The organism is Flavobacterium sp. IMCC34518 (assembly GCF_027111095.2).
Lineage (GTDB): Bacteria > Bacteroidota > Bacteroidia > Flavobacteriales > Flavobacteriaceae > Flavobacterium > Flavobacterium praedii.
Genome location: NZ_CP114284.2, coordinates 945978 through 964243, shown reverse-complemented (window position 1 = coordinate 964243; position 18266 = coordinate 945978). Strand labels below are relative to the sequence as shown.

The following is an 18266-nucleotide window of genomic DNA, read 5'->3' as shown; positions in this document are numbered from 1 at the left end:
TTTTTAATAACATCAAAAATTTCCTTTGATAATATTGATAAGTGCACTAACGATGTATTGAATTCCAATTGCAATTACTATAAAACCAACAATTCTAGATATGGCTACGATACCAGAAGCCCCTAGTATTTGCGCCAAAAAGTTTGCACTCCTAAGAATAATAAAAATAGCAATTGCAATAGCTAATATTGCACACGAAGCAATAATGAGCTCATTGGTTTCATGGTGTTCTTGATAAAATGCAATTAATAAAGATATTGATCCTGGTCCAGCAAGCATTGGCATTGCCAAAGGTGTTAATGCAATGTCATTTCGTTGTTGGGCATCTGATTCTATTTTTTTGTTGATACCTCGTTTTTTGTTGAACTTTCCAGACAATAGGGAGAATCCAGAACTGACAATAATCAATCCACCTGCAATTCGAAGTGAATCTATATTAATCCCAAAAAAACTAAGTACATATTTACCGGCAAAAAAAGAGATTATGAGGATAAGAAATACATTTATGGCAGTCCATAATGAAATTCTAGAACACTCTTTTTTGGAATCACTACTAGTTAATCCAACAAAAATTGGAACTGTTCCGATGGGATTTAGTACAGAAAATAATGCAGCAAATAGGTAAATAAACAAATCCATTAATTTTTATTTTTACTGTAAAAGTAAACATTTTACAAGAATTTAAATTACCTATTTGTTAGGATTTCGTTCACTTATTGTCATTTTATTCGCAAATCCATAAAAATATTTATTTTGAGGTGGAATTATAATCAAAAATGCAAAGGGTATGTTCTAATAAATAGCAAGTGCTAAATCCATTTTGATTACTTTTGTAACTTATATTGATTTAAAATGATAAAAAATAAAAAAACATTAGTTATTGGAGCGACTACAAAACCAGAAAGAGCTGCTTTTAAAGCTATTGAAATGCTTGTAGCAAAAGGAAATTCCGTTCTTGCTTTGGGTCAAAATACTGGAGAAATTGCAGGAATTAAGATAAATACTAAAGCAATTCCGGTAAAAAACATTGATACCATCTCTTTGTATATCAATCCTTCACGTCAAAAAGAGTACTACAATTATATAATTGAAGCTAAACCTAAACGAGTCTTGTTTAATCCAGGAACCGAAAATCCTCAGTTTTACCAATTGTTAGAATTGAATAATATCAAGTATGAAGTAGCGTGTACTTTGGTTTTACTCACTTTAAATAAGTATTAATTTTTTTAGGATCTATTTCCAGCTGTACACTATATCTTTTTTGGCCTCTAAAAAAAAGAGCCCAAAAAAGGATGCCGTTTCCATCTGGGATAAGCTACTTGGAAGTGATGTTTTTTAGATTGAAATAATAATGATTTTTTGGCAACTTTTAGAATTGGCATAAACTCAAAATAGATTTTGAAAAAAAAACAGGTTGTCTTGTAAGTTAAAATAGATTTAATTTTCTAAAAAGCAGTTTGTCGAATTGCTTACTTTTGTAAATATGGAATTTTCTTCAAAATTAATTGAAAAAGCAGTTAATGAAATGGCTCAATTACCAGGAATTGGTAAAAGAACCGCTTTGAGATTGGTCTTGCATTTATTAAAACAACCCAAAGATCAAGCTGTTTTTTTAGCACAAGCTTTGGTTACCATGCGAGAAGAAATAAAGTATTGTAAAAGTTGTCATAATATTTCGGATAGTGAAATTTGTGAAATTTGTGCCAATGCTAATAGGAATCATCATATTATCTGTGTTGTAGAGGATATTCGTGATGTAATGGCAATTGAAAATACAGGACAATTTAAAGGAATTTACCATGTTTTGGGGGGCAAAATTTCTCCAATAGATGGCGTAGGTCCCAGTCAACTGACTATTTCTACATTGGTAGAAAAAGCTAAGTTAGGTCAAATAAGTGAAATTATATTTGCTTTAAGCTCTACAATGGAAGGGGATACCACCAATTTTTATATTTACAAACAAATATCCGATTTGAAAATAATTGTTTCAACAATTGCAAGAGGTATTGCTGTTGGAGACGAATTGGAGTATGCAGACGAAGTTACACTTGGGAGAAGTATACTACAAAGAGTTCCATTTGAGAAATCATTGAAAATCAATTGATCAGCTAGTTGAGAATCTAGCTTTTTAAATCGTAAGCGAAAAACTATCTTTGCTATCAAAATTATACTAATGAACAAACGTTTAGCCTTTATATTTTTAATTTTCAGTGTTGTATTTACATCTTGTATTCCTGTAAAAGATTTGGTTTATCTTCAAAAAAAAGGTAATTCGTCTAGCGAGGATCCAATTGCAATGGTAGAATCTAAACCTTATCGTTTGCAAACCCATGATGTGTTAAGCGTCACTATCAAAGCATCGGATCCCAAATTGGTCACTATATTTAATCCAACGGTCAGTGGAACTGAATCGGAACAATCTGAATCAGGTTTGTATTTTAATGGCTTTACCGTTGATGATCATGGCAATATACGAATTCCAGTATTGGGAGAAATGAATGTAATGGGATTTACGCTAGAGGAAGTTCGTGTTAGTATCGAAAAACAATTATTAGCTGAATATTTTAAGGATAACGCAAGTATTTTTGTTGTGGTAAAATTAGCGGGCTTTCGATATACAATCAATGGAGAAGTAGGAAGTACAGGAACAAAGACTTTATTTCAAGAAAAAGTAAATGTTATGGAGGCTATTGCCAATGCAGGTGATATAACAACTACTGGAGATAGAAAGGCAGTAACTATCATTAGACAAACACCAAATGGGACCGAGATGAAAGACTTAGATCTTACCAATATTAATGTGATGAATTCGCCTTATTATTTCTTGCAACCCAATGATTACATTTATGTCAAACCACTGAAGCAAAAAACGTGGGGAACTGGAAGTACCGGAATTCAATCATTGACAACCATAATTACATTGTTGTCCTTATTTACAACAACTTATTTGTTGCTTAAAAATTAAAACTATTTCAAAAGATGTTAGATATTAAAGATTTTACGGTTTTTGAAAATCATCCTAGTTTTGATTTTAAAGGTTTTTTAATAAAGATATTGAGTTATTGGAAATGGTTTTTGCTATCTGTTTTTGTAGCATTAATGATAGCGTATCAAGTCAATATACGAAAGGAAAAGATTTATGGAGTCGAAACCTTGATTTCGGTAAAAGAAGAAACCAATCCACTCTTTACCTCAAGCACTAACTTAGTGTTTAATTGGGGTGGTGCATCCGATCAAATTCAGACTATTTCAACTACTTTACAATCCCGTTCCCATAATGAATTGGTGGTTGATAAATTGCAGTTTTATATTGATTATTTGGTACAAGGGGAATACAATATTTTAGACGCTTATGGAGCAGTCCCTTTTTATGTGGATATAGATAAAAAACAAGGGCAGTTAGTTGGAAATCTTATTGGAGTTAAATTTATTACCGAAAATGTGTATGAATTGAGAATTCCATTTGAAGGAACTAGCGCATCATTGATTCATTATTTGGATAATAGTTATACCAATACTTCCGTTGTAGAAGGAGAATTTGTAAAGAAATATAAAGTAGGCGAACTGGTTTCATTGCCTTTTTTGAATTGGAAATTGAGGATAAAAGACAGTCCTGGTTTGTATAAAGGCAATGAATATTTTGTCAGATTTAATGATTTTGACGGAACAGTTTCTAACTACCGTAATGTTAATGTCAAATCGGATGATAAAGGTGGATCAATAATTACTTTAGGAATGCAAGGGGCCAATAAAGCACGTATGGTTGAATATTTGAATTCGACTGTAAAAATGTTGATAAAAAGACAGTTGGATGGTAAAAATCAATTTGCTACCAATACAATTAATTTTATAGACAGTACGCTTATTGCCATGGAATCCCAATTAAAAGAAACGGGAGATGAGTTGAAATCTTTTAGAAAAGATAAAAACATTTATGATGTTGAAGAAGGTGGTGGTGCTAAGTTCTCGGATAAAGTGTTGAATTTTGATGTTGAAAAAGATGCAATTAATCGTAAAATTCAGTATTACAACTCCCTGAAAGCCTATTTGAAAAACAGCGTCGATTACTCTAAGTTACCAGCACCTTCAGTAGCAGGTATCGAGGATCCTAATATTGTTGTGAATGTTTCCAAACTAATTGCACTTTCTACTCAAAGATCAGAAATGGCTTACGCTGTAAAGAGTGAGAAAATTTTTAGAGATTTTGATAATCAAATGGAAGCAGTAAAGAATGTATTATTAGAAAATATAACTACAGCAAAATCTTCCTTGCAATATGATTTGGCAACTGTTGAAAGTAAAATCAATCAGACGGAAAGCAAGATTAAGAGACTTCCAGATGACCAACAGGAATTGATAAAGATCAAAAGAAAATATGATTTAAGTGATAATATTTACAATACTTTTTTGCAAAAGCGTAGTGAGGCAGATATTGTTAAAGCCGCTAATTTGTCAGATATTCATTTTATTGATCCTGCAAAAGATATAGGAGGAGGTCTAATCGGGCCAAAAACAGGAGTAAATTATGTTTTAGCCTTATTTCTTGGTTTGTTACTTCCTTTACTTGTTATTGTTGTTATGTTTTTCATCAATAATACGATTCATAATCCAGAAGACATCCAGAAACTAACAAGCATACCATTAATAGGAGTGGTTGGAATCAATATGGATAATATAAATTTAGCGGTTTTTGAAAAACCAAAATCTGCATTATCTGAATCATTTAGAGCAATCCGATCATCTCTTCAATTTTTGTATAAAAAAAATAACGTAGCGGGAGCCAAAACCTTAATGATTACTTCATCGGTAAGTGGCGAAGGAAAAACATTTTGTTCGATTAACATTGCTACAGTATTTGCTTTGAGCGAAAAAAAGACAGTGATTGTTGGTTTGGATTTGAGAAAACCAAAACTATTTGAAGAATTTAATTTACAAAATACGGTAGGGGTAGTCAATTATTTAATCGATCAAAAAAGTTTGGATGAGATTGTAAATCCTACTTCTATTCCTTTTTTGGATGTGATACTTTCTGGGCCAATTCCTCCGAATCCTTCTGAATTGATTATGAGTGATGGAATGAAAGAATTGATAGAAGAGCTAAAAACAAAATACGATTATATTATTTTGGATACACCTCCAGTTGGTCTGGTTGCTGATTCACTTGAATTGTCCCAATATTGCGATGTAACTTTATATATGGTGCGACAAAATTTCACTAAAAAAGAGATGATTACATTATTGAACAATAGGGTTAATCGAGGGGAGTTACACAATACTAGTATTATTCTAAATGGTTTTGAAAACAAAGCTAAGTATGGTGGTGGGTATGGTTATGGATATGGGTATGGAAATGGTAATTATTCTAGCGGTTATCATGAAGAGGAAAAGAAGAAAACTATATTGGATAAATTTAAAAGAAAGAATTAAAAATGTAATTCATTTAAAAAATGATTGAAAACAGTAACAAAAAAATATTAATTACAGGCGGAGCAGGATTTATCGGTTCCAATTTGTGTGACTATTTTTTGTCTAAAAATTACAAAGTAGTTTGTTTGGATAATTTTGCAACTGGGCATCGACATAATTTGAAAGATTTTTTGAATAATAAAAATTTTAAATTAATTGAAGGTGATATTCGGAATTTAGAAACCTGTCAACAAGCCGTTATAGGAGTTGATTATATCTTGCATCAGGCAGCTTTGGGTTCTGTTCCAAGATCTATTAACGACCCTATCACTTCAAATGATGTCAATGTTTCCGGCTTTTTGAATATGTTAGTAGCGGCGAGAGATGCTAAGGTAAAACGTTTTGTATATGCTGCTAGTTCTTCAACTTATGGAGATTCAATTGGATTGCCAAAAGTAGAAGATGTAATTGGTAAACCTTTGTCACCATATGCTATAACCAAATATGTAAATGAGTTGTATGCTGAAATTTTTAGTAGAACCTATGGATTGGAGACTATTGGATTGCGTTATTTTAATGTATTTGGCAGAAAACAAGATCCCAATGGAGCTTATGCAGCAGTTATTCCAAAATTTGTGATGCAATTGATGCAACATGAAAGTCCTAAAATAAATGGTGACGGAAATTATTCGCGTGATTTTACATATATTGACAATGTGATTCAGATGAATGAATTGGCAATGACTACGGAAAATCCAGAGGCTGTTAATACGGTTTATAATACTGCTTATGGGGATCGGAATACATTAAATGACTTGGTGGGTTATTTAAAAAACTATTTATCTGTATACGATCCCAAAATTGCTCAAGTTGCAATTGAATATGGTCCCAATAGAGCAGGAGATATTCCGCATTCATTAGCCAGTATTGATAAAGCAAAATCGATTTTGGGTTATGATCCTAAATTTTCTTTGCAAGAAGGATTGAAGGAAGCTGTGGGTTGGTATTGGGAGAATTTGAGCAGCTAGTAGATTTTAGACTACAGATTTCAGGTTTTAGAATTTAGAGAATAGAATATTGAGAAAAATGAATAGTGATATGAAAATTACAAAAATTTGTTGCATCGGAGCAGGATATGTCGGAGGACCAACCATGGCTGTTATTGCACAAAAATGCCCAGACATTCAAGTTACCGTTGTCGATTTGAATGTAGAAAGAATTGCCGCATGGAATGATGAAAATACAGATAATATTCCAATTTATGAACCAGGTTTAGCCACCATTGTAGTAGAAGCCAGAGGAAGAAACTTGTTTTTTTCTACCGAAGTAGACAAAGCAATTGACGAAGCCCAAATCATTTTTATTTCGGTAAATACTCCAACAAAAACCTATGGAAAAGGTAAGGGAATGGCTGCTGATTTGAAATACATTGAATTGTGTGCAAGACAGATAGCAAGAGTTGCTAAAAGTAATAAAATAGTTGTCGAGAAATCTACTTTGCCAGTACGAACCGCAGAGGCTATCAAAAGCATTCTTGACACTACTGGAAACGGTGTTCAGTTTCAAATTTTGTCGAACCCTGAGTTTTTAGCTGAAGGTACTGCTGTGCAAGATTTATTGAATCCAGATCGAATTTTGATTGGAGGAGACACTTCAATAGAGGGACAAAAAGCAATTCAGTCATTGGTTGATGTTTATTCGAATTGGGTAAGTTCAGAGAAAATATTGACGACGAATGTTTGGTCTTCTGAATTGTCAAAGTTAACAGCGAATGCTTTTTTGGCTCAAAGAATATCGTCTATCAATGCGATGTCAGAACTTTGTGAAAAAACAGGTGCTGATGTCAATGAAGTTGCCAGAGCTATTGGAATGGATAGCCGTATAGGTCCAAAATTTTTAAAGGCATCGGTTGGGTTTGGAGGCTCTTGTTTTCAAAAAGACATTTTAAACTTAGTTTATATTGCAAAATCATACGGACTGAATGAAGTAGCAGATTATTGGGAACAAGTTATTATTATGAATGACCATCAAAAGCGTCGTTTCTCTAATACAATAGTACAAACACTTTATAATACAGTTGCAGATAAAAAAATCACATTTTTGGGTTGGGCGTTCAAGAAAGATACTAATGATACTAGAGAGTCTGCTGCGATTTATGTAGCAAACGATTTGATTAATGAACAAGCCAAAATTGCAGTTTATGATCCCAAAGTTTCTCGCAAAAAGATGTTAGCCGACTTGGATTATTTGGAAAGCAGAACAGCTGAAGAAAACGCAAAAGGGATTGATACTTTTGATGATCCCTATTTATGCTGTAAAAATGCCCATGCTATCGCTATACTCACAGAATGGGATGAATTTGCAACTTATGATTGGAAAAAGATATATGAAGGAATGCAAAAACCCGCTTTTGTATTTGATGGTAGAAATATATTGAGTAAATCAGAATTAGAAGCGATTGGCTTTATATATCAGGCTATTGGTTCTTGATTTTTTAATACTATAAAAAAGGTTTAGAGGCAGTGTCTTACTGATGGCTTAAAATCTTCAAAATCAAAAGGGCTATTTTTTGAATTTAGCTCTTTTTTTTATGTTTTGTTTTTATTGTTTCATCAAAGTAAAAAATAATATCTTTTGTATTGGCTTCTCTACTTATTGTAGTTTATGATCCCAACGTTTCTCGTAAAAAGATGTTAGCCGACTTGGATTATTTGGAAAGCAGAACAGCTGAAGAAAACGCAAAAGGTCTTGATATTTTTATTTCACCACCACTATTTAGTACTAGTGGTACAAAGAAAGGGATTTTTAATACTTGATGCGCATTGTTTATTCCTCTGCAATTATGGTTTTTTATGAACTTCTCGATGAATTAGTGTTGCTTTATTATATAAGAGTGATAGACCTTTAATTCTTATTAATCTTATCCGATTATACAACGTAAAACAAGTTCGATCTGAAGACCTGAATATGCACAAAATTCATCAATTGAAATTAATTGATGTGGTTCTTTATTTCAGTTGTCTTTAATTTTATTTAAATACAATCTTGCCTTTCTGTATGTTTTACCGGTAATGCATTATTCCACTTTTGGTTAAATACATACCCTGATGTTCCCTGCTATCAAACTACTAGTTTTAATACATTATCCATACTTAGGCTACGCCTTTGAGTAGCTCTATCCGTATGTAGCAAAACACTACAATTATTTTGTTTTTAAGTGATCAAAAGAGGTTGTTATAGCCTTTTTACTACCTTTTTTGACCATTGCCTTTTGAAATGTGAATTAAATGATGAAATATTTGCTTCAATCATTCCAGATTTAGTTGCAACGAATATTCAGGATGAAAGAGTAGATCAATCATTATTAAATTTAAATTTTAAACTATTATGGCAAAACAGAGAGGCATAATTAAATTGAAAGGTACTATCGGGGATATTACTTTTTACAAATCAAAAGATGGATATATTGCTCGTGAGAAAGGTGGTATAGATGGTAATCGAATTGCCAACGATCCTGCGTTTCAGCGCACCCGTGAGAATGGGTCTGAATTTGGGAGGGCAGGCAAAGCAGGTAAAACATTGCGTTTGGCCTTGCGTACTTTGCTCCTTAATTCGTCGGATAGCAGAATGGTTAGCCGACTTACCCAAGTGATGGTTAAAGTAATTCAAGCCGATATGACCAATGAGCGAGGGCTTAGAAACGTAATTGATGGTGAGGCCGAGTTGCTAAGCGGATTTGATTTTAACATTAGCGGGAAATTGGGAACTACATTGTTTGCTCCATTTGTTGGGGGTATTGACCGAGTTACTGGTGCTATTACTGTTGATTTAGAGCCTTTTGTACCTATTAATATGATTGCAGCTCCAGGTGGTACAACCCATTATAAAATCATTTCAGCAGGCGCTGCTATTGATTTTGAAGCAGAAACTTTTGTTGTTTCAAGTTCAGAAACTGCTGTCTTGCCATGGGATTCTTCGACTACCGTTGCTATTAATCATACGAATACGGTAACGCCAAACAGCACTAAACCTTTGTTTTTGGCTTTGGGGGTTGAGTTTTATCAGGGAGTAAACGGTAAGATGTATCCTTTGAAAAATGGTTCTTATAATCCATTGGCATTGGTGCAAGTAAGCGGACTTTAAGATGGTACTCTTATTGATCAGAACTTATTTCCCTGATGGAACTAATGGAAAACTCGAAAGCGAAGGCAGATTCATTTGTTATACCATTGAATTGCCATGGCATGATAATGGCAAAGGGGTTTCTTGTATTCCAGAAGGGGAATATTTATTAAGAAGGCGATACAGTGTTAAATTTCAATGGCACATTGAGGTGGTTGATGTGGAAAACAGAAGTTCTATTTTGTTTCATCCTGCTAATAATGCCCAAAAGGAATTGAGAGGTTGTATTGCTCCTGTGACGAAAGTTTCCGGTGCTGGTTTGGGTTTCCAATCCAGACAGGCTTTTTTTAAAGTTAAACATTTGGTTTATAAAGCTTTGGAAAGAAAGGAAACGGTTTCATTAATTATTCAATCTAATCCTTCGACTCCGCTCAATGACGACAAGGTTGAAAAATAAGTAAATAAATTATGAATATAGTAAAAAGAGCAAAAGCTCCCACTCCGAAATTTTTCAAAGTGCTTCGAAATATTGGATTGGCATTGGCCGCTGTTGGTGGAACTATTTTGGCGGCACCAGTTGCTTTGCCTATAGTTGTCAGTACTGTTGGAGGTTATCTGACTGTTGCTGGCGGTGTACTGTCGGCAGTGAGTCAGCTTACGACCATCAGCAAAGGAGACTTTCACAATGTTGATGATGACGAGCAGTAATCCAACATTAATTGGTACTGCTGGCGGTACTTTTTTGAGTGTGTTACCGAATTTGCATTCGGAGGATATTTTGAAAACTGTTTTATTGGCTGCGATTGGAGCGATAGTCAGTTTTGTATTGTCCTTGACACTTAAGTTTATCGTTAAGAAGCACAAGAAGTAGTTTTATTTGGGTTATAATGACTCAATGTTGTAATAGATCAAGCCCAAACCGAAAGGAATGGGCTTTTTTGTTGAAGAGTATTTCACTTAATTTTTGTTATAAGTGGTGTTTTCTGAATCTTCGATTTGCCTTGATGCAAAAAAAAACAAAAAAATATTCATGGTTTATCATTGTTTTTGTTATTCATGAATCTTTGATTTCAAGCCTGAATAGTTGCATAACAAAAATCATCGGATGGATTTATCTCACTAATCCCTTAATGTATTGGTGTTCGATGAGCCTCACTTCGTTTCGGTTTTCCCTATCGTGACCCCAGCCACTCGTGCAATGTAATTAAGTTAAGAGAAAAAGGCCGATTTTATTATGACTGTCGAGCTAATTATGTGATCTTTCTCTTGTCCCAAAAGTCGAGACGAGATGACAAACTTGCGTGATATTGCATATCTAAATTTACTTTGATTGTGGAGCTACTTGCGGAGATTGCTTTGCCAATTCGCTGTCGCTCGTGTCTTCGTGCCTCGAGAAGACAAACTGCCTTGGATTATTTATAACTAAAATGTATTGACAAAGAATGAGATTATCGTTTGTCACCGCTATAGGTAGTAGGCCTATTTAAACTACCTACTGAAGAGGTATTGTTACATTATGGAAGAGTGGCAGCTCTTTTAATCATTGAAGCCTATCCTATTATACAACGTAAGACATGTTCTAACTGGAGACCTGAATAACTACAAAATTCCTCGATGGAAATTAATTGATGTGGTTCTTTATTCAAGTTGGTTTTAATTTTATTTAAATACAACCTTGCCTGTCTATATGTTTTACCGGTAATACGTTGTATATCTTTTGGATAAATACATGCTCTGATGTTTCCTGTTATCATACTTTTGTTTTTAATACAAACACCAGATCTTCTGTAGTGATAATTGTGGCTACCATTTGATTGTGTTTTTTAGTGAGATACAAAATTGATTGCTTTTATTTGTTTTCTATCCCTATGCGAACCGGACTACCGAAGAAATTTAACATTTTACCCCAACCCTAAAGGGAGCCGAAAAGTGGAGAGGTGGGTTTTCGTTTTGCCCCAACCCTAAAGGGAGCCGAAAATGGAGAGGTGGATTTTCGTAGTTCGGATTGGGTTCCGATTTTTTATCATTCGTCTTCTTTATGAATTTTTTGCTGTAGATTGAGCATCAGTTCTTCAAGAAATTTTGTCTTGCTGCTCTTTCTGTCTTTAATTTCAGTGTAGGTTTTGTAGATGTTGTCTATTTTGATATTGAAGAAATCTTCAAAGGATGACGCTATTGTATTTATGTCGGCTGCACCATGGTTTAATGCACCATTGGAGTAAAGGGCATAGATTAATTCGGTAAGTGCTGTTTTTGGCGCTGTCCATAGTAATACTTTGTGTTTTTTTTCTTCAAATAGTGTGTTGTTTCCAGCATTGAGTTTTTGCATTGCTTCCCGGATATAATGTATGAAACGGTGCATTGCTTTAACTTTTGCCCAAAGCATGTCGTGTGAGGAAGAGAATTCGGGATATTGGTAATAATCTGTCATCGGAGTGAAAGGAAAACTATTGCCAGGGTTTCTTGTAAAAAATTGATGATCGATATAAGTGTATCCTTGCTCCATGTAATTGACAAAATCTAAATTACGAGAAAAGAACTTATTGATTTTTCGCATTTCTTTTTCCAAAAACTCTATTTGATAAGATGTTCCTGCTTTAGGTTTGCGGAGTTCACAAGAACGCAGTTCCGTAAAATAGATCAGATAACTCATCGGGATCGGTTTGGTGTTTTTGAAAAAATCAATTTCGTTTGATGTCGTTTCGAAATCGTTTTGCTCCACCTTCTCTTTCAGGTATGCTAAGGTTTTGTTGCATAAATTAATACCATCAGTTGCTTTTTTGAGATGGTTATCTTCGGAATTAATAATCGAGTTGATTTTGGCATTAAAATCTTCAATAGTGTTTTTGAACATAGTTTTTTGGTTTAGACCTCATGCCCAACCCCTCTCCAAAAGGAGAGGGGGAGCTAAGAGTGGATTGATTTATACTTTCTGTTTAATTAGTTTTTCGGCAACGTTGCTGGGTAAAATTCTGTATAAAAACAATTAGTCTTGTATCTAATTGTACGAAAATCCCAATATGATAACTGATACTCCCGATTTGACAACTTTCATATGTAGCTAATATTTGTTTTTTTAATGGAATATGGTATCGCCATTCTTCATTCAGTTTGTGATTTGGAATCATGGCGATTTCATATGTAGCTAATATTTGTTTTTTAATGGAATATGAAATTGCTTCGCCTGTTTGCTATCGCTCGAGGCGCATATCATCATGGATGTTTACTTCACTAAACTTTTATTTTTATAGGTGTTCAGTGATTGCAGTTGCAACCCAATTTCAATCATGCTCATTTCATTTTATTTTATGAAAATTGTTTTATTTTGACATTATTTGTAATACTTTTGTTATTTTATTTGTTTAAAAAGTACTATTTTATATAAAATACTATGGAATTCACCACTAATTACTATGAGAATGAGTATGCCCAATTCTGGATTACCGATGGTATTCTTTATTTTAAATACCGACCAAATGTTGTTATTGATTTGACCGTAGCCCATCGAATTGTAGCCGATCGAATACAAATGCAAAATGAGAAATCGTATCCTATATTATGTGATATTAGAGGTGTTGTAGATTCAGATAAAGCTGCCAGAGATTATTTAGCGCAATCCGGTTCTGTTTTGGCCAAAGCGGTTGGCATTGTTACGAATCAGAGTGTTTCCTTCATTATGACTTCTTTTTATCTGAAAATTTGTAAGCCCAGTGTTCCCACAATCATTTTCACGGATGAATCATTGGCCTTAGCTTTTTTGGAAACCTATAAATAATAAAACTAACTTTTTTAAGACTAGACAGTGTATCAATTATGAAAGAAGAAATCGATCAACAGCGTATACAAAGAATGTATCAAATGCTTCTTGAAATGGCGGGCGGTAATTTTACAAATCGGATTCAACGATCCGAAAAGGATGATGAACTGGAAGCCTTGGTTGTATTGATTAACATGGTAGCGGAAGAAATGAAGGAATCTGTTTTTCATACGGGTCTTATCAATCCGCATTACACGTACAGCAATCTTGTTCAAACCACTTTTATTTTGGATGACCACTTTATTGTTCGAAGTTATAATTCAACTGTTCCTACCGTACTAGGGTTTATGCCTAACAATCTCTATGGTATTCCTTTCCGTAATTTACTGACAAAGGAATCTGTAGCCGTATGGAATTCTATTGCAGCAGCATTACTTGATGATACCAACTATAATAGTACTACGCCACTTTTTTATATTAGCCAAGATCAATTACTAGTCCCTTGTTTATGTACTATTTCTCGTCTGATGCACAGTACGAACATTTTAATTAGTTCGGTTATTACTGTCATTACGGAACCGATAAAAACTGTAGTTTCAGCTGAAAACACTACTTTGCCAATTGGAGCTACTAGCTATTCTGATGTGCAATTGATACAACAGGTCTATGATTATATTTTGGGTAATTTGAATTCTCCCTTACCTTCTACAAAAGAACTTTCTCGAATTTTTGGATCTAATGATTACAAATTAAAATCTGGATTTAAACATTTATTTAAAACGAGTATCTACCAGTTTTACACTAATGAACGGATGAAAAGAGCCCAACTTTTAATTCAGCAAACAAGGATTCCTTTAAAAACGGTAGCCCATATGGGTGGATTTTCTACCTACCCCAATTTTTCAAAGAGTTTCAAAAAGCATTTTGGTTATACACCAAAGGATATTGTGAGGGTGTGAGTTATCGGTTATCTGTTTTGGGTTGTCTGTTATTAGTTGTCTGTTTTGGGTTGTCGGTTATACCCCTCGACTACGCTCAGGGTGACAGTTTTTGAAAGTTCGTTTTTTGGACAATGTTATTTCGAGGTACCTTAAACCCAGATTCCGCATTAGAAATCTACTGCATCTAAATTACTTCACAAAAAAATATTTTTATAAGATTTCAGTGAATATATTTCTTCTTCAAAACCAAGAGCTTACTCCTGTTTTTAAAATCGAAAGACAATGTATTAACTCATTGGTTTTTATTTGTTTTGGTATTCGTTGAACTTCGTTTCCTTCTTTAAAAATAGTCCGTGAGCTCTTGCTTTTATTGAATGATTCATCTTCGTTACGAAGTCTAATGCGGATTCTGGGTTAAAAAAATCCCGAATTGATAAGTTTTAATCCTGAATTGATAAGTTTAATCCTAGTTGATTTTTTATTATTGCGTTTTCCATTATTAAGCATGCATTATTCAAAAATATTGGAAATTTTAGTCTGAAAATAAAAAATTAATTCTTTAATTATCAAACGATGAATCAGGAAATGAATAAACAGCGAATAAAAAATATTGGGCAAATGCTTATGGAGATGGCGGCAGGAAATTTTGGGTACCGTATCCCCAGAACCGGTATTGACGATGAACTGGAAGGGTTGACTGTTCTCGTGAATTGGGTGGCCGAAGAAATGCAGGAATCCATTTTTCACGAAGGTTATGTCAATCCTCATTATAGTTACCGCTATGTCGTTCAAAGCACCTATATTTTAGATTCTAATTTTACAATATCAGACTTTAGTGCAGATGTTCCCGGCCTTCTTGGATTTGAACCCGACGATCTTTTGGGAAAAGACTTTACTGGAATCCTTACAAAAAAATCAGCACATATATGGGAGACTGTGCAGCGAGAAATTGTGCAGCATGAAACCTATCAAATTACTGTACCTCTCGAGTTCTTTACTTTTGAGAAATTGCTTATTCCGGTCTATTGCAACCTTTCAAGTCTTTGGCCAAGAAAAGATATTATAATTAGTTCGTTTTCGGTCGTTGTAGATGACTTAATTGGAATAAAACCCATATTGAAGGAGACGGTTACTGCCGAGGAACAGAAAATTCCTAATTATTTGGATGTAAAATCAACACAGGCTGTGTATGATTATGTATTGGCAAATATGGATTCAGCTATGCCCACTTTAAAAGAACTCTCGCAGATTTTTGGCACTAATGAGTACAAATTAAAAAATGGTTTTAGGCAATTGTTTAAAATAACCATTCAGCAATTTTATAATAATGAAAGGCTTAAGCGGTCTCAACTTCTGATAAAGGAGACAAAAATTCCATTAAAAACCATTGCGGACATGGCAGGATTCTCTACCTATCCCAATTTTTCAAGGGCTTTCAAGATTAAATTTGGTTATTCTCCAACTGAGATGGCTAGGCGGTGATCTTTATTTTTTATTGGAAATGCAATGTAAAACCACCCCGCCCTGCGGAGAGGGCACTGAAAAAGTCTCTCGAATAAGGAAAATGAAAATAACTGAAAAGGAGCGAAAACACTATGGTTTCGCTCCTTTTAGTTATTATAAGCCCCTTGTAATCTAAGAAGATTAAATTTGACTAAAAAAAGACGATTAAATAAAATCAAAGCCTTATTTAATCGCTTTTTTTAATGATTTTTGAAAATTGGGACTTTTTCAGTGCCCTCCCCTGCGAGCACCTCCCGTTTTTAGAACCTATCGTGTGGACAAAAGTCTAAAATTTGAATATTGATTAAATCAAATTTAGTTAGTTAATCCCCATTGAGCTCGTTTTGATTATACCATAGCCTACGGTTTCAACCGTTGGAGACAATATAAGCGAAATTCAATGTCGAAAAAAAATGTTTATCGATACGTTACCCACGGTTAAAACCTCGGGCTATGGTAGAAATACTGATAAAACTGGATCCTAATCATATTTATTTATTAAAAATACCTAAAAAAAGAGCTAATATTTGTGTTCACACGATAGGTTTTTAGAATGGGACAGGCCCTCCAGAGGAGGGGAATAAGCTTGGATTTAAAATAATCCTGATTTGATAAGCTATTATCCTGATTTGATAACACTTATGTTGTGCTGTTTTTGGAATTTTACACCAACAAATATAAACAACTAAGAGAAATGAAACGTAATTTCCAAATAAGAAACCATATTGTAAGCATCATTTGCTGTCTTTATGCATTACTATTTGCGTATGCAGCCACAAGCAAAGTTCTAGATTTTGAAAACTTCCAGATTCAATTGGGTCAATCTCCCTTATTGAGCTCTTTTGCCAGTTTGATCTTGTTTGCGGTTCCCGCCGCTGAAATAATCATTGCTATACTATTACTGATTGAAAAGTATAGATTGATAGGCCTTTTTTCTGCCTATACACTGATGGTTTTGTTTACGGCTTATATCTACATCCTATTACACTACAGTGCTTTTGTCCCCTGTTCTTGTGGCGGAATAATCCAAAAATTGTCTTGGAGTCAACATATCATCTTCAATATTTGTTTTATTGTAATGGCTGGAATTGCTGTAGTACTCTTACCCGGTAGCATTACTTTACATAATCCTGAAACCTCTAAGTCATGGCATTAAAAGCAAAAATAATAGTCCTCATAATCTGTGGAATCTTCGGTGTCGGTATAATGGTTTTGCTGTTTGCGATTTCCGAAAATATCACCCATTATCACAACCGTTTTATTCGTCGTTTCCCACAGCATGTTGCCGAGGAAGTACACCAAATGGATTTAACTTATAACTCTTATTATTTTGCGGGAAGTGGAAACGGGAAAATTTATTTAGGCAATTACACAGCCCCTTTACAGGTAATGGTTTTGGATACCGCATTGCAAACCAAAACAATTTATCATATTAAGTTGAAGCAAATAAATTTACCATTCCGTGGACCTCAAATCAGAGTGAATGGGAAAGACTTTTATGTATTTGAGGGAATGGTTCCTTATGTGTTCAAAGGTGCTATATCCGATTGGAGCGCTTCTTTACGGATAAACAGCGGTAATCATTTTTCGCAGCTTACGCCAATCGATTCTGTAAATATGTCAGTTCGTTTTTTGTCACCCAAAAATGGTGAAAACAGGATAGGTATCTTAAACCTTACTGATACCTCAAAAGCAAAATACAACGCATCCTTATTGCAAAGACAATTTGACGGGAAGTTCGATACCGACGGTAACCTCTTATATAATAGTAGTCTCAACCGAATTGTTTATGTTTATCTGTATCGAAACCAATATATCGTTGCGCAGCCTAATTTGAAATTAGACTATCGCGGTAAAACAATTGATACGGTCAGTCATGCTGATATACAGTTAATTCAACTTAAGAACAGTAATCAAAAAACGTTTGCCGTTCCGCCGCTGGTTGTCAATAAACTGAGTGCTGTTGCCGGAAAGTTATTGTTTGTCAATTCAGAATTACCAGGGATGTATGAATCTGAGGATATTTGGAAAAGAGCCAGTATAATAGATGTATATGATCTGACGGACCAAACCTACCGTTCCAGTTTTCCAGTCTATAAAATTACAGGTAAGAAGATGAAAGCGATGTTCGTGTATGAAAATAAATTGTATGCGCTGATTGACCAGAAAATAGTTTGCTATAAGTTAAGGAAATATATCACGCAAAGTTATCCTGTAAGAGATTAAAAAAATAAAGATTGTGGCTGAAAGGTTGTAATATTTATTTGCCACAAATTACACAAATTAATTTGTAAAAAATCTTGTAATTACTTCGTCAGTTTGAGTGATTCGTGAAAAACGGGTATCTAATAGTCACGGTTAGTAGATGAGGCACATTGGATTTAGTATTAAAAACTGGTTCTCGATGCAATTTTCTGAAAAAGCTATTCGCATTTTCTGAAAATTTACTCGAACAGACGGGAGATCATAATGTCATATTATATTGCTTTTTTTGAATAAAAATTATACCTGGAACTGACGTTTTTAAAAATTTTATA

17 protein-coding genes are annotated in these 18266 nt (G+C 34.1%); 15 read left to right on the top strand and 2 right to left on the bottom strand.

All coding sequences use genetic code 11. The annotated features are described in order from the left end of the window. Positions 1-12: 12 nt before the first annotated feature. Positions 13-639 (bottom strand): MarC family protein, encoded by a 627-nt coding sequence (locus tag OZP06_RS04225; protein ID WP_281238826.1) that lies wholly within the window; start codon positions 637-639, stop codon positions 13-15. A gap of 216 nt (positions 640-855) precedes the next feature. Between OZP06_RS04225 and OZP06_RS04220 the strand changes: the two genes are divergently transcribed. The 10 genes from OZP06_RS04220 (at position 856) to OZP06_RS04175 (ending at position 10236) form a co-directional block, all read left to right on the top strand. Next, the gene (locus tag OZP06_RS04220; RefSeq protein ID WP_269224545.1) at positions 856-1221 is read left to right on the top strand and encodes a CoA-binding protein; all 366 of its coding nucleotides are present in this window, start codon (positions 856-858) and stop codon (positions 1219-1221) included. Between the two features lie 262 nt (positions 1222-1483). Continuing rightward, complete coding sequence (gene recR, locus OZP06_RS04215; protein WP_269223815.1) at positions 1484-2104, top strand: recombination mediator RecR; 621 nt, start codon at positions 1484-1486, stop codon at positions 2102-2104. Positions 2105-2173: 69 nt separating this feature from the next. Continuing rightward, the gene (locus OZP06_RS04210; protein WP_281324285.1) at positions 2174-2965 is read left to right on the top strand and encodes a polysaccharide biosynthesis/export family protein; all 792 of its coding nucleotides are present in this window, start codon (positions 2174-2176) and stop codon (positions 2963-2965) included. Positions 2966-2979: 14 nt separating this feature from the next. Further along, on the top strand, positions 2980-5427 hold the full coding sequence (locus OZP06_RS04205) for a polysaccharide biosynthesis tyrosine autokinase (RefSeq protein ID WP_269223814.1): 2448 nt from the start codon (positions 2980-2982) through the stop codon (positions 5425-5427). Positions 5428-5447: 20 nt separating this feature from the next. Next, positions 5448-6434 (top strand): SDR family oxidoreductase, encoded by a 987-nt coding sequence (locus tag OZP06_RS04200; protein WP_269223813.1) that lies wholly within the window; start codon positions 5448-5450, stop codon positions 6432-6434. A gap of 70 nt (positions 6435-6504) precedes the next feature. Then, positions 6505-7896 (top strand): UDP-glucose 6-dehydrogenase, encoded by a 1392-nt coding sequence (locus tag OZP06_RS04195; RefSeq protein WP_269223812.1) that lies wholly within the window; start codon positions 6505-6507, stop codon positions 7894-7896. Positions 7897-8045: 149 nt separating this feature from the next. Beyond that, on the top strand, positions 8046-8222 hold the full coding sequence (locus OZP06_RS04190) for a hypothetical protein (protein WP_269223811.1): 177 nt from the start codon (positions 8046-8048) through the stop codon (positions 8220-8222). Between the two features lie 571 nt (positions 8223-8793). Continuing rightward, positions 8794-9549 (top strand): hypothetical protein, encoded by a 756-nt coding sequence (locus OZP06_RS04185; protein ID WP_269223810.1) that lies wholly within the window; start codon positions 8794-8796, stop codon positions 9547-9549. A 1-nt stretch (position 9550) separates the two neighbouring features. Continuing rightward, entirely contained in the window at positions 9551-9985 is a 435-nt protein-coding gene (locus OZP06_RS04180) for a DUF5675 family protein (RefSeq protein ID WP_281324284.1), read from the top strand. 11 nt (positions 9986-9996) lie between these two features. Next, a complete protein-coding gene (locus tag OZP06_RS04175; protein ID WP_269223809.1) occupies positions 9997-10236 on the top strand; it encodes a hypothetical protein in 240 nt (79 codons plus the stop codon). A 1315-nt stretch (positions 10237-11551) separates the two neighbouring features. Here OZP06_RS04175 and OZP06_RS04165 read toward each other — a convergent pair. Further along, complete coding sequence (locus tag OZP06_RS04165; protein ID WP_281324282.1) at positions 11552-12382, bottom strand: RteC domain-containing protein; 831 nt, start codon at positions 12380-12382, stop codon at positions 11552-11554. 537 nt (positions 12383-12919) lie between these two features. Between OZP06_RS04165 and OZP06_RS04160 the strand changes: the two genes are divergently transcribed. From OZP06_RS04160 to OZP06_RS04140, 5 genes are all read left to right on the top strand, one after another. Continuing rightward, on the top strand, positions 12920-13303 hold the full coding sequence (locus OZP06_RS04160; protein ID WP_269223808.1) for a hypothetical protein: 384 nt from the start codon (positions 12920-12922) through the stop codon (positions 13301-13303). Between the two features lie 38 nt (positions 13304-13341). Continuing rightward, positions 13342-14244, top strand: coding sequence for an AraC family transcriptional regulator (locus tag OZP06_RS04155; protein ID WP_269223807.1), 903 nt, complete (start codon positions 13342-13344; stop codon positions 14242-14244). Positions 14245-14799: 555 nt separating this feature from the next. Next, entirely contained in the window at positions 14800-15708 is a 909-nt protein-coding gene (locus OZP06_RS04150; protein WP_281324281.1) for an AraC family transcriptional regulator, read from the top strand. Between the two features lie 715 nt (positions 15709-16423). Next, positions 16424-16885: a MauE/DoxX family redox-associated membrane protein gene (locus OZP06_RS04145; protein ID WP_269223805.1), complete on the top strand. Its 462-nt coding sequence runs from the start codon at positions 16424-16426 to the stop codon at positions 16883-16885. Next, positions 16876-17955 (top strand): hypothetical protein, encoded by a 1080-nt coding sequence (locus OZP06_RS04140; RefSeq protein ID WP_269223804.1) that lies wholly within the window; start codon positions 16876-16878, stop codon positions 17953-17955. Before OZP06_RS04145 ends, OZP06_RS04140 begins: the two co-directional genes overlap by 10 nt. Positions 17956-18266 lie beyond the last annotated feature (311 nt).